The following is a 21,424-nucleotide window of genomic DNA, read 5'->3' on the forward strand; positions in this document are numbered from 1 at the left end:
GAGAGGGTGTCAACCCAATCAGCTCAGCGCTCGATCTGGCAGATGAAATCGATCGCTACTTGGCCAAAGGCATCGTTGTCGTCACCCGTCAGCATATGCCCCGCGCCAGCCACTTCAATATTCCGGGCTTGAGGGCACAGCGCCAGAAATTCGCTGACCGCCTCACGCGTCAACACATCGGAATGCTCGCCACGCACCACCAGCGTCGGCACATCGAGGCGACGCGCGCATTGGCCAAGCCGTGCAGCCCGCTCGGCCAAGTTGCCACGGGCATCGAGAAAACGCGGATCCCAGTGCCAATAGAGGCGGCCATCGGCGGCGCGGCGCAAGTTCTTGCCCAACCCGGCTGTGCTGCCCTGACGCCGCACGTCCCCGCGGTATTGCGCGATAGCGTCAGCTGCCTCCTCGAGCGAGACGAAACCCTCGGCATGGCGCGTCATGAAATCACGCACCCGCCCAACACCACCTCCGGACGAAAGATGCGCGACATCGGCCAATATCAATGCTGCCGCATCCACCACACCACCGCCTACAGCCTGCAGGCTGGTCATGCCGCCCATCGAGGCGCCGATCAACACGGGACGCCCGGCAAGAGTGCGGATCACGCTGGCAAGATCCTGAGCCATGGCCACCTCGCCATAATCACCATCTGCCACCCAACTCGAGTCGCCATGGCCGCGAGCGTCGTAGGCCACCGCATGAAAACCCGCTCGTGCCAAGCTGCGGGCAGTGTGCCGCCACGAATGCCTGGTCTGCCCGCCCCCGTGCAATAGCACCACAGGCCGTGCCAAAGGGTCGCCCCAGCTATCGCCGCACAGACGATTGCCATGAGCGCCGGTCCAGGTGTGCATTGGGAGGGGCGTACCGGGAAGCGAGGTGCGTGGATTCATGTAGGAAGTACCAAGACAAGGCGCCAGGTGGACGGTACTGCCGACAACAAGCGACCTTGCGCGCGCCCACGCCCGTCGCGGTCTTCAGTATCGCGATGAACCGTCATCTTCAGGACTCCACCAGGCACCTCCAAGTCATGATTTTCGAAGCGCCACTTCAGGATTCGTCAAGCCCAGCCGCTTACGACGCCTGAACCAGGTTTGATAGGGTGCAGATTCAATAAGCACAACAAAAACCACGGAGGGGACATGATTCCGTTCGCGAAATTGCATGTCCATCTGACCGCCCCGCAGACAGAGGCGTGCGATGGAAAACTATGACTATATCGTCGTCGGTGCCGGCTCCTCGGGTTGCGTGGTGGCGAGCCGTCTCAGCGAGGACCCGCACGCCCGCGTTCTATTGATAGAAGCGGGTGGCAGCATGGACGACTTCTGGGTCAATACACCTGCGGGCATGGCCAAGCTCTTTGGCAGCGAGCGTTTCAACTGGCGCTTCAAGACCGCACCCGTGCCCACCCTCGACGGGCGCCAGGTGCAATGGGATCGGGGCAAAGGCCTAGGTGGCAGCAGCGCCATCAACGGCATGATCTACATGCGCGGCCAGCCCGAGGACTACGATCATTGGGCGCAACTGGGCAATCAGGGCTGGGGCTGGGACGATGTGCTGCCCTACTTCAAGCGCTCGGAAAACAACGTACGCGGCGCCAACGCCTTTCATGGCGACCAAGGTCCATTGTGCGTGACAGACCCGGTCGAGATTCACCCAGCGGCGCACGACTTCATCACCGCCTGCGTCAATACAGGCATCCAACGCTCCAACGACCTGAACGCCCCGCCATACCCTGCCGTCGGGGTTCGCCAGTACACGATCAGAAAAGGTCAACGCCACTCGGCATACAAGGCTTTTCTCGAACCCGTGCTCCATCGCCCCAACCTCGAAACCCTGACCAACGCGCTGGTCACCCAGGTGCTGTTCGACGGCGACGAGGCCTCGGGTGTTGAAGTCGTGCTTGACACTCAACGTCGAGCCATCGGGGCTACGCGCGAGGTGATCCTGTGCGCCGGCGCCCTCGCCTCCCCCCAATTGCTCATGCTCTCGGGGATCGGTGACGCGGCGCAGTTACAGCGCCACGGAATCGCTGTGCGACGGCACCTGCCGGGAGTGGGACGTAATCTCCAGGACCATTGGTATGCCTCGCTTGCCTGGCGCTGCACGCCTGGCAGTTCGGTCAATCACCGTCTGAGCGGCCTGCGCAAGTACCTGGAGGGCGCGCGCTACGTGCTCACACACAGTGGCTACCTTGCCCTGGGCGCCGCCCCCGTGACGGCGTATGCCAGAAGCGAGCCCGGCGCCCGGGTGGACCTGCAGCTTTCTCTCAATCCCATGAGCTTCTCGGCTACCGCGTCGGGCGAAGTCGCTGCCGACCGCTATCCAGGCCTGTCCGCCTCGGTGGTGCTGCTCTCACCTCGGTCACGCGGCTATCTCGAACTGGCGAGCGCCAACCCGTTGGACGCTCCCCTTCTTCACCCCAACTACTTCAGCGACGAAAGCGACATACGCCGGCACATCGCCGGGCTGCGGCAGCTGCGCGAGATCCTGCAGACGCCTCCGCTGGCACAACGTGTGGTCGAGGAGACAAAACCCGGCTCGCATTGCACGAGCGACGATGCACTTTTCGACTACCTCAAACGCTTCGGCGGCACAGGCTGGCACCCGGTAGGCACCTGCAAGATGGGCAACGACAGCGATGCCGTGGTCGACGCCCAGCTACGGGTGAACGGCCTTCGCCGGCTACGGGTGATCGATGCCTCGATCATGCCGGTCATTCCCACGGGAAACACAATGCCCCCTGCATCATGATCGGCGAAAAGGGTGCGGACATGATCCGCGCCGACGCGCTCACCGCCCGTACTTTGGCAGCCTGACACTTCAAGGACCCCTCGCCATGACGAACCCAGGTCAGACCCTTAACATCCCCCATGCCGATTGCCTGTTCATCGGAGGGCAATGGGTCAAACCCGCCACAGTGGACACCTTCGCTGTGCTCAACTGCGCCACCGAAGAAACCGTCGCCCATGTGGCCAAGGCCCAGGAGGCCGACGTAGCCGCCGCCGTGCAGGCTGCCCGCCAGGCATTCGACCACGGCCCCTGGCCGCGCATGAGCCCCGCCGAACGTGCCGGCTACCTGGAAAAGATCGCCCAGCGCCTGGAGACACTAAATGACGAGTTCGCACGTATTTGGACGGTCGAGTCCGGCATCCTCTACCGCATCGCCCAACCTCGCGTAGGCCAATACCTCAGTGGTGCTTTCCGTCAGTATGCGGCAATGGCCGACACCTACCCGTTCATCAAGCCAATCACCTCCACCAGCGGTCACCGGGGTTATGCCGTGCAGGAGCCCGTGGGGGTAGCGCTGGCCATCGTGCCGTGGAACGGCCCGGCGGGGCTGATCGCTTACAAGGTTGCGCCCGCGTTGCTGGCCGGTTGCACGGTCATCATCAAGAATTCCCCTGAGGCCCCCTGCTCCGGCTACTTGTTCGCGCAGGTTTGTCAGGAAGTCGGCCTACCACCTGGAGTGGTAAATATGGTGACGGCCGACCGTGACGTGTCGGAGACACTGGTCAGCAATCCCGGCGTGGACAAGATCACCTTCACAGGCTCCACCGCTGCTGGCCGGCGCATCGGCGCGGTAGCATCCGAGCGCGTGGCGCGGGTCACTCTGGAACTGGGCGGTAAATCGCCCGCCCTGGTGCTTGACGACTACGACATCGAGACAGCCGCCAAGGCACTGGGTACGCCGTATTTCAGCTACCTGACAGGACAGGTGTGCGCGAGTCTGACTCGGATCATCGTGCCACGCAGCAAGCACGACGCGATGGTTGAAGCGCTCGTGACCGCCGCGCGTGAAGCCGTGCCAGGCGATCCGTTCGACGCTGGTACCACCATGGGGCCCTTGGCCTCTTCGCGCCAGCGCAACAGCGTGGAGCGCATGGTGGCCCAGAGCATTGCCGACGGAGCCAAACTGGCGACCGGCGGCATCAGACCGAAGCATCTGCGACGTGGATTTTTTTTCGAGCCCACAGTGTTCGCTCATGTCGATAATCGCTCCTTCGCGGCCCGACATGAATTCTTCGGGCCGGTTCTGTCGGTCATTGCAGCCGACAACGAGCAGCACGCAATCGACATGGCCAACGACACCATCTTCGGCCTAAATGCCACGGTGTTCACTCAAGATTCTGAGCGGGCCATGCGCGTGGCACGGCAGCTGCGCGCGGGTACGGTCGGCCACAATGCATCACGTTATGACTTCGCGATCGGTTTCGGCGGTTTCAAGCAGTCGGGCCTAGGCCGCGAAGGCGGTGAACGCGGGCTCGAAGCGTTCCTGGAATCCAAGGCCGTGGTGCTCGACCAACCTGCGTCTTGACTCCCTCCGTACAGGCTCTTTCGCCCCGCCCACGGGGCGACAGGCCACTCTTCGCTTTGCATGGCGAGCGCCACTTCAATCTTCTCGAAATCCGACTTCAAAATTCGCAACTTGGTTTGCCAGGCCCTGCGGCCTAGCTTACGGGGTGTCTACTCAACAACATAAAAGGACCCCGGCCATGGCCAACTTCCTCGACCAATCGCAACAGATGTGGCTCGACAGCGTGAACCGTTTCATGGACAACGAAATCACCGTCGAATACATCCGCAAATGCGACCAGAACCGCGACTACCCTTATGAGGCCTACGAGAAGATTGCCCAGCAGGGCTGGCTGGGTCTGCTGTTCTCCGAAGAGGAAGGCGGCGCTGGCGGCAGCATCTTCGACTACGTGCTGATGTCCGAAGGTCTCGGTAAATACGGCTTCGACTTCGCCGCCGCCATCCTGGTACCGACTTTCACCGCGATGAACATCGCCAAATATGGCACCCAGGCGCAGCGAGACAAATACATCCAGCCCTTCATCGAAGGCAAGATCCGCTTCTCGGTGTCGATGACCGAGCCCGACGCAGGTTCGGACGTGTTCGCCACCAAGACCCACGCGCGCCGTAACGACAACGGCGACTGGGTCATCAACGGCGCGAAGATGTTCTGCTCCGGTGCACAGGCCGACAACACCGTCATCGCAATGCTCGTGCGCACTGACATGAAAGACAAACACGGCGGCCTGACCATGCTGCTCATCCCGAACGACACCCCAGGCATGGTTATCAACAAGCTGCCTACCCTGTCTCGCCATGCGACCGGCACTACCGAGATTTTCCTCGATGACGTCATCGTCCCCGGGGATGCGATTCTGGGTGTCGAAGGCCAGGGACACGAGATCATCCTCAATCACCTGGAGCTTGAGCGGTGTGCCGTTGCCGGCGCCTACACCGGCAACGCGCAGGAAGCGGTGAACAACGCCAACCGCTACGCACACCAGCGCACCCAGTTCGGCCAGCCGATCTTCAACTTCCAGGTGCTCAAGCACATGCTGGCCGAGAACCAGACCCGCGTCGATGCGGCCCGCCTGCTGGTCTACCGCGCTGCTGCGCTCAAGTCCGAGGGCCTGCCCGCGCCGAAAGAGACCTCCATGGCCAAGCTGTACGCCTCCGAAACCCTCAAGCAGTGCGCACTCGACGGCATGCAGATTCTCGGCGGTTTCGCCAACCTGCCCGAAGCGGACATGGAGCGCTACCTGCGCGAAAGCGTGCAATGCACCATCGGTGGCGGCACCTCGCAGATCCAGCGAACCATCATCGCCAAGTCCATGCGCCTGAACTAACGCCGTAGTCAGTCACCAACCAAGGAAACAGCCATGAGTCTGATCAACAACCAGATCAACCAGACCTTCGACGAACTGGAAGAAGGCCAGGTGTTCGCCTCCGGTGGCCGCACCATCACCGAAACCGATGTGGTGAACTACTGTGCACTGACCGGCAACTGGATCGCGATCCATTCCAACACCGTCTATTCGTCCAAGACCCGTTTCGGCAAGCGCCTGGTGCAAGGTGCCCTCACCTATTCCATCGCCACCGGCCTGGTGCAGTTCGGCCTGGGCTTCCAGGCCAACTACGGCATCGACAACATGCGCTTCCTCAAGCCAGTGCTGATCGATGACACCGTCTACGCTCGCGCCACCGTGATCGGCAAGAAGGTCAAGGATGACAAGTACGGTGTGATCAAATTCCTGATGCAGGTGCTGAACCAGGACGGCGATGTCGTCCAACAGGGCGAATGGAGCCTGCTGATGTTGCGCAAACGCGAAGACCTCGACGCACTGGTCGCCTCCACTCTGCCAGCACCGAAGGGCTGATTGCCATGAAGACCATTCGTATCGGCTCCGGAAGCGGGTTCTGGGGTGACAACCTCGACCCCGCGATCGAGATCGCCAAGCACGGTAACGTGCAGTACCTGGCCTACGATTTCCTCGGCGAGCCGACCATTCCGCTGCTGCAGAAGATGCGCCAGAAGAACCCGGAACACGGCTTCGTGCCGGCCATCCGCGCCGTTGTGCGCGGTGTGCTGCCGATCTGCCTGGACAAAGGCATCAAAATCCTCACCAATGCCGGCGCGGCCAACCCCCAGGCCTGCGCCGACACCATCCTGGCCGCAGCCAGAGAGGTGGGCATCACCCGACTCAAAGTGGGTATCGTTACCACCAACGACATCCAGCACAAGGTTGAGGAACTGCTCGACAAGGGCGTGCGCTTCACCAACCTGGATACGGGCGACAATGACTTGGGCCAGGTTCGCGAACGCATCGTCGGCTCGTACGTGTACTCCGGAGCCTATGGCTACGTGGAAGCGCTGCAAGCAGGTTGCGACATCATCATCTCCGACCGTGCGACGGATGATGCCGCCATCCTGGCGCCGTTGGTCCACGAGTTCGGCTGGAAATGGGACGACTGGGACAGGCTGGCCATCGGCATCACTGCCGGCCACCTGATCGAGTGCGGCGCAGCCTGCTCTGGTGGTATCACCAGCCTCTGGAAAGAAGTGCCCGAGCCTTGGAACATCGGCTACCCCATCGCCGAGGTCAACGAAGAAGGCGAGTTGTTCATCACCAAGGTGGACGGTACCGGCGGCCTGGTCAACAAGGTCACGCTCACCGAGCACCTGCTCTACGAAGTGCACGACCCAGGCAACTACCTGATGCCCGAAGTCGTCACCGACTTCACCAACGTGCAGATGGAAGAAGTCGCCAAGGACCGCGTGAAGGTCTGGGGCGCCCGCGGCAAGCCTGCGCCGGCCACGCTCAAGGCGGGTATTGCCTACACCGACGGCTACATCGGCGAGGTGGAGTCTTCCGTGACCTGGCCCGACGCCGTGGCCAAGGCACGGCGCTCGTTCGAGATCATCAAGAAGCGCTTCGAGATGGTCGACCTCAAGGCCGAGGAAGTGCGCTTCGACATGATCGGCGTCGACTCCTGCCACTGGTCGGCCTCTCCTGAGCCTGATGAGGACATCAACGAAGTGCGCATCCGCGTGGCTGCCAAGTGCGCCAACCGCGCCGAAGCCAGCAAAGTCGCCCGTGAGTGCGTGATGCTGATGGGCACTGGCCCTATCGGTTCCACCGGCCAGCTGAACACGCCCGCCCCGCGCGAGGTGTTCGCCCTTTGGCCCACGCTGATCGCACGCGAACAAGTCGTGCAGAACGTCGAGATTCGGGAGCTTTGACATGGCCAAGTTGCAACTGAAAGATCTGGTATATGCCCGCTCCGGCGACAAGGGCGACATCAGCAACATCGCCGTCATCGCCAAGGAGCCGCGCTTCTACCCCTTGCTGCAAAAGCACCTCACTGCAGAACGGGTCAAGGCCTTCTTCGGTGAAATGTCCAAGGGCCCCGTGGAGCGCTATGAAGTGCGCACCCTGCACGCGATGAACTTCGTGCTGCGCAATTCGCTCGGCGGCGGCGCCACGCGCAGTCTGCGCATCGACTTCACCGGCAAGACCATGTGCCAGGCTATCCTGCGCATCGTCCTGGATGTCGATGAAAGCGACCTGCACCTGATGCACTGAAGGAGAACCGACATGGGCAATAAAGCCAGAATCATTGGCGTGAACATGGTCAAGTTCGCCAAGCCTGGGGCGCATGAGCCCTACGAGATCATGGGCGCCAAGGCCATTCAGGGCGCACTGGAAGACGCCGGCATCCGCTACGATCAGGTGCAGCAGGCCTTCGCCGGCTACGTCTATGGCGACAGCACCTGCGGCCAGCGTGTGGCCTACGGCGTGGGCATGACCGGCATCCCAGTGTTCAACCTGAACAACTACTGCGCCTCGGGTTCCTCGGCGCTGTTCCTGGCGCGACAAGCGGTTGAGGCCGGCATTGTCGACTGCGCGCTGGCCTTCGGTTTCGAAGAGATGAAGCCCGGTGCGCTGGGCAGCGCCTTCACTGATCGCACATCCCCCGTAGGCTGGATCCATGAGCGTCGGGAACAATTGGCGCCGCAACTGCCAGAAGAGCCACCTCGCGCCATCAAGGCCTTCGGCGCGGCCGGGTGGGAATACATCAATCGCTTTGGAGCCAATCCGGACATCTTTGCCAAGGTGGCCGTGAAATCGCGTAACCATGCGATCAACAACCCCTACTCGCTGTTCAACAAGCCGTTGACCGTCGAGGAGGTGATGGAAGCGACACCGATGTATCCTTATATGACCCGCCTGATGGCCTGCCCACCGACCTGTGGTGCCGCGGCAGCCATCGTATGCAGCGAAGCGTTCGCGGCCAGGCATGGCATAACCAACGCTGTCGAGATCGTGGCGCAATCGATGACCACCGATACCGAGGCCACCAAACTTGACCTGCTGAACCTGGTGGGGGCTGACATGACCCGCCGAGCTGCCCAACAAGTTTACGAGTCAGCCGGTATCGGGCCAGAGGACGTCAACGTCGTGGAGTTGCACGACTGCTTTACGCCCAATGAGGTCATCAGCTACGAAGGGCTGGGCTTGTGCCCGGAGGGCGGCGCTGAGCGGTTCATCGTCGATGGCGACAACACCTATGGCGGCAAGTACGTCATCAACCCGTCCGGCGGCTTGATGTCCAAGGGCCACCCACTCGGCGCGACGGGCTTGGCCCAATGCACCGAACTGGTCTGGCACCTGCGTGGCCAGGCAGGTAGCCGTCAAGTGGAGAACGCTCGCATCGCCCTGCAGCACAACATCGGTCTGGGTGGCGCCTGCGTAGTGACGATGTACCGGCGTACCTGACGATGCCCGACCGGGCCCGGCCATCGGGTCGCGCCCGGTCTCAGGGCTACGGCTAACGCTTTGATATCCAATAACAACAATCGGAGTAAGCGACATGGCAGGACCACTTGCCGGGGTACGGGTACTTGACCTGACCTCGAACTTCATGGGCCCCTATGCCTCGCTGCTAATGGCAGACATGGGCGCGGACATCTGCAAGATTGAGGCGCCCGGTGGTGATCCTACGCGAGGCGTCGGGCCCTGCCGCAACTCGGGCATGAGCGCGATCTTCCTGCACCTGAACCGCAACAAGCGCAGTGCTGTGCTGGACCTCAAGCACCCGCAGGCGGCGCAGGCACTCCAGCAGATGCTGGCATCGGCCGACGTGGTGTTACACAGCCTGCGTCCCAAGGCCATGGCCAAACTCGGGCTGACCTACGACGATGTCAGGAAGATCAACCCACGCATCATTTACTGTGGCGCCTTTGGCTTTGGACAGAATGGCCCATATGCTGACCGCCCTGCCTACGACGACCTTATCCAGGCAGCCGTGGGCATGCCCGTACTTCAAGCACGCAAAGCTGGCCCCCCCTCCTACGTCGCCACCGCCATCGCTGACCGAATCGTCGGCATGGCAACCTGCAACGCGGTGGCGATGGCGCTGTATTACCGCGAAAAGACCGGGCATGGGCAATCGGTGGAAGTGCCGATGTTCGAAACCTTCGCGCACTTCGTGATGGGCGACCATCTGTACGGCCATACCTTTGAGCCGCCGATTGGCGACTGGGGCTACGCCCGCATGATGAGCGCCGAACGGCGTCCTTATCAGACGCAGGACGGCTACCTGGGCGTGAACATCTACACCGACCGCCACTGGCAGCGCTTCTTCCTCGCCGTCGGTCGCCCCGACATGGCTGACGACCCTCGCTACGGCACGATCTTCGGCCGCACCGAGAACATCGGCTATCTCTACAAATTCCTCGCCGACACCTTCGAAACCAAGACAACGGCCCAGTGGCTGAGCATCCTGACTGAAGCCGACATTCCCGTTATCGAGATGAACACCCCCGAAACACTGCTGCATGACCCGCACATGGAAGCCGTCAACTTCTTCCAGGTGCAACAACATCCGAGCGAAGGCATGTTGCGTATGCTGGGTATCCCTCAACAGTGGAGCGAGAGCCAACCCGAGCAGCGCTACCCCGCTCCGCGCCTGGGCGAGCACACGGTGCAATTGCTGACCGAGTATGGCCTGACGACAGAACAGGCCCAGCAAGTGGTGCTGTCCGGTGGTGCCGTGCAAGCCTCCATCGACACGGCCAGCGCGTGAGCAAGGAGCCTCCCATGCAAAATGATTCCCGAGCAGACCTGCCCCTGGCTGGCATTACCGTGGTCGAACTGGGTGACAGCGCTTCTGCTCCATTCGCCGGCCACATCCTTGCTGGCTTGGGCGCGCAGGTCTGGAAGGTGGAGCGCCCGGCCGGCGATTCCTCTCGGGGTTGGGGCCCCAGCCAATGGAAAGGCAGCGGCGCCGCGTTCCACGCCATCAACCGCGGCAAGCGTTCCATCTGCCTGGACATAAAGGATCCGGTGCAACTGGCCACGCTGCATGACCTCATCGAGGGCCATGCCGATGTCTTCCTGCACAACCTGCGCCCAGGCAGCGCCGAGCAGTACCACCTAGACCCCGCGAACCTGCGCCAGCGCAAGCCTGAACTGGTGGTGTGCGAAGTCGGTGCCTACGGGCATCTGGGCCCTTTGAGCAAGCTGCCCGGGTACGACCCGTTGATGCAAGCGTTTTCCGGCATCATGACGCTCACCGGCGAGGACGGCCAGGCGCCTGTGCGCGCCGGTGTCTCCATCTGCGATTTCGGCACCGGCATGTGGGCCGTGATCGGTATCGCCGCAGCCCTTGTGCGTCGTGAGCGCAAGCAGATCGGCGCGACCGTCAACAGTTCGCTGCTGGAAACCGCGATCGCCTGGATGTCCATTGGCATCGCCAACTACGCCGCCGATGGCAACCCCGGTGGCCGACATGGTTCGGGCGTGGCCTTCATCGTGCCGCACCGTGCCTACGAGGCGGCAGACGGCCATGCCATCATCAGTGCGGCCAACGACACGCTGTTTGCCCGCCTGTGCGATGCCCTGGGTCATCCCGAATGGGCCACCGACCCCAGGTTCGCCACCAATGCTGGGCGCATCGCCAACCGCAACGCGATCGACGGGCTGATCGGCGAGCGCATGAAACAGCACACTCGCGATCACTGGCAGAAACACTTCGATGCCCTCGGTCTGCCCTGCGCGTCGGTGCAAACCACCGAAGAACTCTACGCTCATGAGCAAACCCGTGCCTTGGGTATCCTGGGCAGAACGAGCGAGGACGAGATCGAGTTGGTGGGCGTGCCCCTTTCGTTCGACCGTCAGCGTCCACCCGCCCTGGCCTCGGCCCCCGAAATCGGCCAGGACAACGCACGCCTCCACCAGTTGCTGCAAGATGCCTGATCAACGCGGGCACCCGTGCACCTTCATTCCTCATTGGATAGATTCATGAACAAGCAAGCTCAAGGCCCGTTGAAGGGTGTCAAGATCGTCGAAGTAGGTGGCATCGGCCCGGCCCCGTTCTGCTGCATGCTGCTGGCCGACCTGGGCGCGGAGGTAGTGCGCATCGACCGGCCTGCGGGCCATGATGGCGGCGCCCCTATCGATGCCCGTTTCGACCTACTCAATCGTAGCCGGCGCAGCGTGCAGATGAACCTCAAGCAGCCCGAGGCAGTGGCCGCGGTGCTGCGCATGGTGGAACAGGCCGACGTGCTGGTCGAAGGCTTTCGCCCTGGTGTGATGGAGCGCCTGGGGCTGGGCCCCGAGGTCTGCCTGAGTGCCAACCCTCGCCTGGTCTACGGCCGCATGACCGGCTGGGGCCAGGACGGCCCGCTGGCCCAGGCGCCGGGGCATGACGTCAACTACATCTCGCTGACCGGTGCCCTGCACGCCATGGGTCGCGCTGGCGAGGCGCCGGCGATTCCGCTGAACCTGGTGGGCGACTTCGGCGGTGGCTCGCTCTACCTTGCATTGGGCATCCTCAGTGCTCTGCTCGAGGCGCGGACCTCAGGCCAGGGCCAGGTGGTGGATGCGGCCATGGTTGATGGCGCCGCTTCGTTGATGACCCTGGTCTATGGCTTCCATGCCGCGGGGTACTGGAAGGATGAGCGAGGCACCAACCGGCTCGACTCCGGCGCCCCCTGGTACAACGTCTATGAAACCCAGGATGGCAAGCACGTCAGCATCGCCGCCAACGAAGGGCGCTTCTACCGCGAAGCCCTGGGCGTGCTGGGCCTGAAGGAACAGGATCTGCCAGCGCAGCACGACCAGGCCGGCTGGCCGCTGATGAAGCAGCGCTTCGCCGAGGTATTCAAGACCCGTACGCGTGATGAATGGACGGCGCTGGCCGCGGGTACCCAGTCCTGCATCGTGCCGGTGCTGTCACTGGCCGAAGCCCCGCAGCACACCCACGTACAGCAACGCGGCAGCTTCGTGGAAGTTGATGGTGTGCTCCAGCCTGCACCGGCACCACGCTTTAGCCGTACCCCCGGCGCTATCCAGAACCCACCACCACACCCTGGCCAGGATGCAGACGCAGTGCTGGCCGACTGGGGCTTCTCGGCGCAGGAGCAACAGTGCCTACGCACGGCAGGCGCCGTGCTCTAGTCAAACCTACCTGGGCCGCCGTGCGGCCCTTCGCGGGTAAACCCGCTCCTGCAGGCCAGGTGTTAGCCACGACATACGCCGCCACTGCAGGAGCGGGTTTACCCGCGAGGGGCTGCCAACTCAACTGATTCGAGAACGTAACGCCATCGTTCCTGCTTCAGAGGTATGACGCCATACGCCTATCTGCATGGCGAAGGCGCGAACGACAACGCCGATCAAGCAACGGTCTCAACCTTCTTACGCACTGGAATCCACCCTGGCGCCGCCTCCACAGCTCGCAACAAGCCAGCGGGAATAGATAACACCGCGCGCTTTTCCAGATCCAGTTCCTGGCAGATTTGCGCACCGCAGCCCGACTGTGCCAATCCCACCCAGTCAGCGTTCATTACCAGCCCCTTGCCTACACCTGCAAGCGACAGCCCCAGGTCAAGCGCGGCCTGGGCCTGCTTGGGTGTGCGCAGCATGCCTGCCGCAAGTATCGGCACGCGCTTGTCGACGTGAGCAATGACCTGCTCCACGGTGAGGCGGGAGTCCGCTCCCAGCGGGCGCGCGCCCAGAACGTCATTGAGCGAGACATGCAAATAGTCGATGCCTTCGGCAATCAGCCCATCCACCAGCGCGCAGATGTCCGGCACTCGATAGCCACCATCCTCGCGTTCCTCGGGTGAGATGCGGTAGCCCAATACAAACGGCCCCTTGGCGTGCGCGGCAATCACCCGCTTCGCCTCTCGCACCACAGCCAGCGCGAAGCGCATGCGATTTTCCGGTGAGCCACCCCATTCGTCATCGCGCAGGTTATAGCGTGGCGAGAAGAAGTTCTGCAGCAAGAAACCATGCGCACCATGCAGCTCTATCCCATCGAACCCGGCTTCGATGGCCCGGCGGGTAGCTTCGCCGAAGGCATGCACCATCTCAAAAATCTCGTCACGTGATAAAGCTCGGGGGGTCACATCGCCCCGGTTGAAGGGGCCGGCCAGTGCATTGACGGCACTGGCACTCACCAGTTCACCTCCTGGTACTGCCTCTACCACTGCCTTGTTGCCCGCATGGAAGATTTGCAGGACCGCCGCAGCGCCGCCACTCTTCGCGGCCTCTGCCAGCCGTTGCAAGCTGGGAATGAAGCGGTCGTCGTAGGCGGCGAACTCGTCGGTGAAACCGATGCCGTTTTCCGTCACATGCGTGCACCCCGTGATGACCATGCCCACGCCTTGGGCGCGGCGGCGGTAGTAGTCCACCTCCGCATCCGAGAGGGTGCCATCAGGGTTGGCAGACCAAGTGGTCATGGGCGCCATCACTACACGGTTGCGCAGCGTCAAGCCGCTATGGAGGGCGAAAGGTTGGAACAGGGTGGTGAGTTCAGAAGTCATTTAGAAACCTTGGCGCAACGCAGGCGCCCTAAGAGAAAGTCACAAGAACTCCAATTTGAGGCTAAAGCGGCCGCATGCCAAGATTTCCAATCTACACAACAGTATTCAGTCCAGATTGACAATGAGGCGCAAGAACGCCGCTCAGCGCACCCGTTTCTTCTTGGAAAGCGGCTGTCGCAGGGCTGCCATGCCCTCGCGCTTCTCGACCAGAAAGTCAATCAAGGCACGCACCTTGGCGGGCATCTGCGCGCGGGTCGGCGCATAGATGTAGAAACCCGCGAAGGGCTTGCACCAGGGCTGCAGCACACGTACCAGCGCGCCCGATTCCAAATGTCGCTGCACGGCAATGTCGATGTGCTGGATAAGGCCCACGTTCTGCAATGCGGCGCAGATCATGCCGTCATCGTCGTTCGTGATGACACTGCCCTGCGGCTCTACTGTGAAGGCGTGCCCGTCTTCTCCCGGCGCAGTGAACTCCCATGGCAGGATCGCCCCACCCGGGGTCCGAAACCGCAGGCAGTTGTGCTGCGCAAGATCGGCGGGGGTGGACGGTTGTCCATGGCGCATGAAATAGGCGGGTGTGCCCACCACCGCCATCTCCAGCGCCGGCGTGATCGGCACGGCCACCATGTGCTCGGCCAGGCTCTCGCCCACGCGGATGCCCGCATCGCAGCCGTCGGCCACGATGTTGGCTAGCGCATCGTCGGCAACCAGCTCCAGTTGGAGTTTGGGGTAGCGGGAGCAGAATTCCTCCAGATGCGGCTCCAGCAGGGTTTTGGCCGCCACGCGGGAGGTATTCACCCGCACCAGGCCCGAAGGCTCATCACGTGCGTCATGCATGGTGCGCACTGTGCGCTCCACCGCAATCAGCGCCGGATACCACACGTCATAGAGCCGTTGGCCTTCCTCGGTCAGCGACATGTCCCGCGTCGTGCGGTACAGCAGCTTGACGTTCAGGCGCCGCTCCAGCGCCTTCACGTTCTGCGACAGATTGGCCCGCGAGACGCCCATTTCCGCCGCGGCCTTGGTGAAGCTACGGTGGTGGGCGACGTGCGCGAACCAGGCCAAGGAAGGAAGTAATGACGGATCCATGCGGCACTCATTGTAAATTTGAAAATACAACTGTAGTACAGATTGATGGCTATGACGAATCAATCATCCAGCCTAAAGTGGCTCCACCGCTGCTTGGCCGCACGCCATTTTGAAGAACGCGACCCGGCAATTTCCACTCAACGGCCTATCAACGGCTACAAGGAGTCCATCATGCAAAGCGTCAAGATCAAGACCACCTACTGGGACATCGCAGCAGACCTGCATTTTCCGCCTAACTTCGACGAGAAGAAGAAACACCCAGCGATCATCAGCGCCCACCCCATCGGCAGTTGCAAGGAGCAGACCGCTGGAAACGTTTATGGCAAGGCACTGGCAGAAGCCGGGTTTGTCGTCATCGCCTTCGACCGCAGCACGCAAGGCCAGAGCGGCGGCGAGCCCCGCTACACTGAAGACCCGGCCATGGCCGTGGAAGACTTCAGCCGGGTCATGGACTACCTGGTCACCTTGCCGTACGTGGATGCCGACCGCATTGGCGTGCTGGGCATCTGTGGCGGCGGTGGCTATGCCATCAATGCAACCATGATCGAGCGGCGCATCAAGGCCCTGGTCAGCATCACCGGTGTCAACTACGGCCGCCTGTGCCGCGAAGGCTTCAGCGGCTTCGACCCGATTGGCCAGATGGAAGCGGTGGCCCAGCAACGCACCGCCGAAGCCCGGGGCGAGGCGCTCAAGGTTGACCTGTTCGTTCCGCCCTCCATGGATGCGGTCGCCCAGGCGGGTATCACGGACATCGATGTTCTCGGTGCCACGGACTACTACCGCAACCGCTGCGTCAACGACAACGCCGGCACGCGCGGGCTGTTCTCGCGCCGCGCTGCCTCCGCCGGCTGGGATGCCTTCCATCTGGCCGAGACGCTGCTGACGACACCGATGATGGTGGTGGTCGGCGACAAGCCGGGCGGTTTCGGCGCCTATCGCGACGGGCTGGAGATTTACGCGCGCGCTGCGTCGAAGGTCAAGGAACTGGTCGTCGTCGAGGATACTTCGCACTACGACTTGTATGATCAGCCGGCCCCTGTCGGCCAAGCACTGGCCAAGCTGATCCCGTTCTATCAGCAAAACCTCTAAGCGAGAGCAGCAGGATGAAAACCATCTTTATCACCGGCGCCTCCACCGGCTTGGGCAAGGCCACCGCCCTTTTATTTCAACGCCGAGGCTGGAGAGTCATCGCCACGATGCGCGATGTCGAAAAAGGCGCCGATCTGGCAAAACTGGACAACGTATCCGTACTGCCACTGGATGTCACCGATCCGGCACAGATCGAAAAAGCCGTTGCCAGTGCGTTGGAGATCGGCCCGGTAGATGTCGTGTTCAACAATGCCGGCTATGGCCTGGGCGGTCCGCTGGAAAATCTGACGGACGCGCAAATCGTGCGCCTGTTCGATACGAACATGATGGGGACGATTCGGGTCACCAAGGCATTCATCCCTCATTTCAAGCAGCGCGGGCAAGGGCTATTCATCTCCACCACCTCGATGGCGGGATTGATGGCGGTTCCCTTCAACACGATCTACAACGCTTCAAAGTTCGCCATTGAGGGTTGGACGGAAGGCATGGTGCAGGAACTTGGGCTGTTTGGCATCAGGATCAAAACCGTTGCGCCCGGCATCATCCAATCGCAGTTTGGAGAGAACGCGATTTGGTCTGTCGCGGATGAGTACAAGCAAGCCTTTGAACGATCAATGGCGCATTTTGATTTCCAGAGTTACTTCTCCACTCCGGAAATGATTGCCGATGTCGTGTATGAGGCAGCCACGGATGGGAAAAATCAACTCCGATACATCGCCGGTGAAGATGTGAACCGGCATTTTGCCGAATATCAGAAGCTGGGCAGGCAGGCTTATGTCGATCAACTGGCAAGGACAATCGACAAGTGAACGACACGCCCATGAATGAAGGAGTGACTGAAATGACCAAAGTATTGATCCTGGGCGCCAGCGGCCAGATTGCCCGCCATGCTGTGCAGATGCTGGGCGAGCACCAGAATGTCAAGCAGACGCTGCTCGTGCGCGATCCCAAGAAGCTGACTAGTACCGAACCCGCAAATGCCACGATCGCGATCGGCGATGTGATGGACAACAAGCTGCTGCCCCAGCTCATGGAGGGGCAGGACGTGGTTTATGCCAACCTGGCGGGCGATGTGGACCAGCAGACCGCGCACATCCTGGCGGTGATGAAGGCCAAGGGCGTCAAACGTTTGATCTTCGTTAACTCGCTGGGCATCTACGACGAAGTGCCTGGCAAGTTTGGCGAATGGAACCGCAATGAGATTGGACAATACCTGCCGCCGTACCGTGCATCCGCGGATCTGATCGAGGCCTCGGACACTGACTACACCATCCTGCGCGCCGCTTGGCTGCAGGACGAGGACGAAGTGAACTACGAGATCACCAGCCGCGATGAACCCTTCAAGGGCACCGAAGTATCGCGCAAGAGTGTGGCCGCACTAGTGACCAAGTTGGTGATGAGCCCCGGCCTACTGGTGCGTGCCAACGTGGGCGTGAACAAGCCCAACACAGACGGCGACAAGCCCGCCTTCGTGTAAGCGAGCCGTTCTTCTCGACGCGATCGACCACGCGACTGCTTCGGCTCGGGCATTAGCCCGAGCCAGCAAATCGGGCCATCGGTGGATCTATTCATCAATTATCACTGCATGAGAAAGCCCATGTCTGTACTGCACTGGATTCTTAGCGCGCTGGCGCTCGCGCTGCTGTCGGTGTTCGCCTACCTCTATGCTGTGACCTGGATCGAAAGCCGCCAGGCTCGGCAATTGGAAAGCAAGCACTCCAACGCATCGGTCACCGCGGACATCGCGCCCACCTCACGAACGGCGGTGGTGTATTTCTCGCGCTCGGGGAACACTGCATTGGTCGCGCGCCATGTAACCCAACGACTCAATGCGACACTGTTTCCTCTGGATGCGCCCGACTACCGGTTAGGTATGGGTGGCTTGGCGCATGCCGTCATGGACGCGAACACACGCAGATCGAAGCCCGAGGTACTGCCGGACATCACCCCGCGCACCATCGACCTGAAACCGTTCGATACGGTCTGGCTTGGCTCGCCCGTTTGGCTCTATAGCCCCGCACCGCCGATCTGGGCGTTTGTCGAGCACAACCGCTTCGACGGCCAACGCGTGGTGCTTTTCAACACCTTCAACAGCCACATCGGTGATGACTACATCGTCAAGCTCAAGGCAAAGGTGATGAAGCGTGGCGCCCGGTCTTTCGAGCATAAGCGTGTGCTGCGCGGGCGCATGACGCAGCAACTCACGTCCGAGCAGATGCTGCAGGCCATTGATGAGCAATGGTTTGGCCCGCAAGCCGGGTCCTGAGTGCACTCACTACAACCTTGTCCAGGACGAGCAGGGTTCGGCCAATGCACTGGCAATCGAGCGCAGCGCGGGCGGCGCTCGATTGCCATCCCCGGTTCCGCGAAGAACTATAAATCCTCGGGACAACGTATTGGGCGTTGCAGAAAGCGGTCAGGCTTCCTGGCAGTCCTTGCCCGCTGCGTCTGCCGTTTCAAACCTGGAAACCGGGTTAGGAATAAAGGACACGACTACCGCCGCAATCACTGCTGGCAACGCGAAGGCATAGAAATTCCATTGATGGTCAAGGTTGGCGCCCACGATCCAGCCACCGATCATCGGTCCCAGGATCGCCCCCGCTCGCCCGATGCCCAATACAGCCCCCACCGCCGCACCGCGACATGAGGTCGGGAAATAGGCCCCGAGGAACCCATACAGCAAGGTGGTCGAGCCGATGGTGCCAAGGCCTGCGCCAAACACCGCGCACATCAGCCAGAACGCATCGAGCTTCTGGCTCAACGCCAATAGCGATAGCGCGCCAATCAGGTAGTACGGCACCACGACTTTCTTCGAGCCGACGCGGTCGGCGAACATGGCGCCAGCCAGGTTGCCGACGACCGCACCCAGTTGCAGCACCAGCAGAAACTGCAACGACGACCCAAGTGCATAGCCCGCAGCACGCATCAGGTGCGGCAACCAGGTATTGAGCCCGTAAATGATCAGTTGGGTGCAGAACATCCCGCAGATGAACAGCACGGCAACACCACGAAAGCCGCTGGAAAATAGCAACCTGTAGCCAATTTTTCCCTCAGAGGCGGGTTGTACCTTGCGCTGGAAAGCCTGCTCCTGCAGCACCTGGTCGAAATCCATCCCGTAACGGTGTGCCAGCTCTTTCGCCTCATCGAGACGACCTCGGCCAACCAGGAAGTTCACCGACTCAGGCAGCAAGAAGTACATCACCGGCAGAATCACGATGTACAAACCACCCAAGGCATACAACGTGCGCCAACTGTGCTCCGGTAACAGGGCGAGTGCGGCCAGCGCCGAAACGATGCCGCCCACCGCGTAACCGCTCAGCATGATGCCGTTGTACAACTGGCGCCGTTGCCGTGGGGCGTATTCGATCGTCAAGGCCACCGCGCACGGCACCACACCGCCAAGGCCAATGCCACACAAAAAACGGAAGACGCCCAGCATCTGCGGCGACTGCGCGGTGGCGCACAAGGCCGAGCCCACCGAGAACCAGAGCACACCAATCATGAGCAGGTTGCGACGGCCGAGCCGGTCGGTCAGCCACCCCGTCAAGAGAAAGCCCACCATCAGACCGGCCAGCGTCCAGCCTCCGATCATCCCTGCTACCGCCGGTGTCATGTTCCAGCCGGGTTCTTCCATCAGGCTAGGGACAGTCGCCCCGTAAATGATCAGGTCGTAGCCGTCCGCCACGATCGTCAGAAAACACAAGATGACCACGAACAGCCCACTACGGGGTGAAGCCTTTTCTTGCCTCATTGCGCTTGCCTCCGGCCAGGCACGGCCGACCTTGACCGCACAGGACAAGGAGGACCGGGCCCGACATTTCAGGTAATTGTTTTTGTTGTTCGATGGGTATCGACCAGAGGATCGGCCCATCCACGTGGCAAACCGTTCTTCGTGAATCGCGACAGGTGCTCGGCCTATCGCTCCACGCGCTCGAAGATAGCGGCCAAGCCCTGGCCACCGCCGATACACATGGTCTCCAGGGCATAACGCCCCTGGCGACGCTGCAACTCATGCAACACCGAGGTCATGATGCGCATGCCCGTGGCGCCCACCGGATGGCCCAGGGAGATGCCCGAACCGTTTACGTTAAGTCGGTCTGGGTCGTTCCAGCCCCAGCCCTTGAGCACCGCCAGTACCTGGCAGGCAAAGGCCTCGTTGACCTCCACCAAGTCCATCTGCTCGAAGCCAAGGCCGGTGCGGTCGAACAGCTTGTTCACCGCCGGCACCGGGCCGATGCCCATGGTCGCCGGCTCGCAGCCGGCCGCCGCCCAGCTGTGCAGGTAGCCGATCGGCTCCAGGCCCAGCTCGTCCAGCTTATCCTCGGCCACCACCAGGCAGGCTGCCGCGGCATCGTTCTGCTGTGAGGCGTTGCCGGCGGTGACCGTGCCGCCCTTGCTCAGCGTGCGCAGGCCGGCCAGCTTTTCCAGCGTGGTGTCGCCACGCACGCCCTCATCACGGGTCACCAACAGCGGCTCACCACGCTTCTGCGGCACACTGATCGGTACGATCTCGTCATCGAAGCGCCCGGCCTCCCAGGCTGCAGCGGCGCGCTGTTGGCTGCGCGCGGCGAAGGCATCAGAGGCTTCACGGCTGATACCGTATTCGCGGGCCAGGTTCTCGGCGGTCTCGATCATCCCCGAGATACGGCCGAAGCGGTGCTCCGGCTGCGAGCGCTCACGGCCCCGGTCCAGGCGGTCGTGCAGAGTCACGGACCCGGCCTTGGAGCCCCAGCGCATGTCGGTGCTGTAGTACTCGATGTTGCTCATGCTCTCCACGCCACCGGCCAGCACCACGTCGGCAGCGCCGGTCTGCACCATCATCGCCGCATTGACCAGAGCCTGCAGGCCGCCGCCGCAACGGCGGTCCAGTTGCATGCCCGGCACGCTCACCGGCAGCCCCGCCTCCAGGGCTATCCAGCGGCCCACGCAGGGGGTTTCGGAGTTGGCATAGGACTGGGCGAACACCACATCATCGATACGCTCAGGGTCCAGCTTGGTTTGCGCCAGGATGGCCTTGACCACCTCGGCACCCAGGCGCTCCACCGGTATGCCGCGCAGGCTGCCGCCGAATGCCCCTACCGGGGTTCGGCGCGGTGCCACGATCGCTGCTCTTCTCATCGT

19 protein-coding genes are annotated in these 21,424 nt (G+C 62.0%); 14 read left to right on the top strand and 5 right to left on the bottom strand.

Annotated features, from left to right (window positions below; translation table 11 throughout):
- Positions 1-23 precede the first annotated feature (23 nt).
- Complete coding sequence (locus CAG34_RS10295) at positions 24-890, bottom strand: alpha/beta fold hydrolase (RefSeq protein ID WP_085589716.1); 867 nt, start codon at positions 888-890, stop codon at positions 24-26.
- A gap of 307 nt (positions 891-1,197) precedes the next feature.
- On the opposite strand from CAG34_RS10295, the gene CAG34_RS10300 reads away from it, so the two are divergent.
- The 10 genes from CAG34_RS10300 (at position 1,198) to CAG34_RS10345 (ending at position 12,755) form a co-directional block, all read left to right on the top strand.
- Positions 1,198-2,751, top strand: coding sequence for a GMC family oxidoreductase (locus CAG34_RS10300; RefSeq protein WP_218191905.1), 1,554 nt, complete (start codon positions 1,198-1,200; stop codon positions 2,749-2,751).
- Positions 2,752-2,836: 85 nt separating this feature from the next.
- The gene (locus tag CAG34_RS10305) at positions 2,837-4,315 is read left to right on the top strand and encodes an aldehyde dehydrogenase (protein WP_085589718.1); all 1,479 of its coding nucleotides are present in this window, start codon (positions 2,837-2,839) and stop codon (positions 4,313-4,315) included.
- Between the two features lie 178 nt (positions 4,316-4,493).
- Positions 4,494-5,639, top strand: coding sequence for an acyl-CoA dehydrogenase family protein (locus CAG34_RS10310; protein WP_025339139.1), 1,146 nt, complete (start codon positions 4,494-4,496; stop codon positions 5,637-5,639).
- Between the two features lie 33 nt (positions 5,640-5,672).
- A complete protein-coding gene (locus tag CAG34_RS10315) occupies positions 5,673-6,170 on the top strand; it encodes a MaoC/PaaZ C-terminal domain-containing protein (RefSeq protein ID WP_025339140.1) in 498 nt (165 codons plus the stop codon).
- 5 nt (positions 6,171-6,175) lie between these two features.
- A complete protein-coding gene (locus CAG34_RS10320) occupies positions 6,176-7,534 on the top strand; it encodes an acyclic terpene utilization AtuA family protein (protein WP_085589720.1) in 1,359 nt (452 codons plus the stop codon).
- 1 nt (position 7,535) lies between these two features.
- Positions 7,536-7,877 carry a hypothetical protein gene (locus tag CAG34_RS10325; RefSeq protein WP_025339142.1) on the top strand — a complete coding sequence of 114 codons (342 nt, stop codon included), beginning with the start codon at positions 7,536-7,538 and terminating at the stop codon, positions 7,875-7,877.
- Positions 7,878-7,889: 12 nt separating this feature from the next.
- Positions 7,890-9,071, top strand: a complete 1,182-nt coding sequence (locus CAG34_RS10330) for a lipid-transfer protein (protein WP_085589722.1) — start codon at positions 7,890-7,892, stop codon at positions 9,069-9,071.
- Between the two features lie 94 nt (positions 9,072-9,165).
- Positions 9,166-10,380, top strand: a complete 1,215-nt coding sequence (locus CAG34_RS10335) for a CaiB/BaiF CoA-transferase family protein (RefSeq protein WP_085589724.1) — start codon at positions 9,166-9,168, stop codon at positions 10,378-10,380.
- Positions 10,381-10,394: 14 nt separating this feature from the next.
- Positions 10,395-11,552 (top strand): CaiB/BaiF CoA-transferase family protein, encoded by a 1,158-nt coding sequence (locus CAG34_RS10340; protein ID WP_085589726.1) that lies wholly within the window; start codon positions 10,395-10,397, stop codon positions 11,550-11,552.
- 45 nt (positions 11,553-11,597) lie between these two features.
- A complete protein-coding gene (locus CAG34_RS10345; protein ID WP_085589728.1) occupies positions 11,598-12,755 on the top strand; it encodes a CaiB/BaiF CoA-transferase family protein in 1,158 nt (385 codons plus the stop codon).
- 215 nt (positions 12,756-12,970) lie between these two features.
- Here the strand turns inward: CAG34_RS10345 and CAG34_RS10350 are convergent, their stop codons facing one another.
- Together CAG34_RS10350 and CAG34_RS10355 are read right to left on the bottom strand one after the other, a co-directional pair.
- Positions 12,971-14,122 (bottom strand): NADH-dependent flavin oxidoreductase, encoded by a 1,152-nt coding sequence (locus CAG34_RS10350; protein WP_085589730.1) that lies wholly within the window; start codon positions 14,120-14,122, stop codon positions 12,971-12,973.
- A 141-nt stretch (positions 14,123-14,263) separates the two neighbouring features.
- Entirely contained in the window at positions 14,264-15,214 is a 951-nt protein-coding gene (locus CAG34_RS10355; protein WP_085589731.1) for a LysR family transcriptional regulator, read from the bottom strand.
- A 171-nt stretch (positions 15,215-15,385) separates the two neighbouring features.
- Here CAG34_RS10355 and CAG34_RS10360 point away from each other — a divergent pair, with 171 nt between their 5' ends.
- The 4 genes from CAG34_RS10360 to CAG34_RS10375 all read left to right on the top strand — a co-directional run bounded on the left by CAG34_RS10360 (position 15,386) and on the right by CAG34_RS10375 (position 18,569).
- A complete protein-coding gene (locus CAG34_RS10360; protein WP_085589733.1) occupies positions 15,386-16,303 on the top strand; it encodes an alpha/beta hydrolase in 918 nt (305 codons plus the stop codon).
- 14 nt (positions 16,304-16,317) lie between these two features.
- Complete coding sequence (locus CAG34_RS10365) at positions 16,318-17,112, top strand: SDR family oxidoreductase (protein ID WP_085589735.1); 795 nt, start codon at positions 16,318-16,320, stop codon at positions 17,110-17,112.
- Positions 17,113-17,144: 32 nt separating this feature from the next.
- Positions 17,145-17,780 (top strand): SDR family oxidoreductase, encoded by a 636-nt coding sequence (locus CAG34_RS10370; protein WP_085589737.1) that lies wholly within the window; start codon positions 17,145-17,147, stop codon positions 17,778-17,780.
- Between the two features lie 120 nt (positions 17,781-17,900).
- Positions 17,901-18,569 carry a flavodoxin gene (locus tag CAG34_RS10375; RefSeq protein WP_143516446.1) on the top strand — a complete coding sequence of 223 codons (669 nt, stop codon included), beginning with the start codon at positions 17,901-17,903 and terminating at the stop codon, positions 18,567-18,569.
- Positions 18,570-18,719: 150 nt separating this feature from the next.
- Here the strand turns inward: CAG34_RS10375 and CAG34_RS10380 are convergent, their stop codons facing one another.
- Positions 18,720-20,054, bottom strand: a complete 1,335-nt coding sequence (locus CAG34_RS10380; RefSeq protein WP_085589739.1) for an aromatic acid/H+ symport family MFS transporter — start codon at positions 20,052-20,054, stop codon at positions 18,720-18,722.
- 164 nt (positions 20,055-20,218) lie between these two features.
- Entirely contained in the window at positions 20,219-21,421 is a 1,203-nt protein-coding gene (locus tag CAG34_RS10385) for an acetyl-CoA C-acetyltransferase (RefSeq protein ID WP_085589741.1), read from the bottom strand.
- Positions 21,422-21,424 lie beyond the last annotated feature (3 nt).

This window comes from Pseudomonas sp. B14(2017), from assembly GCF_002113255.1.
Lineage (GTDB): Bacteria > Pseudomonadota > Gammaproteobacteria > Pseudomonadales > Pseudomonadaceae > Aquipseudomonas > Aquipseudomonas putida_Z.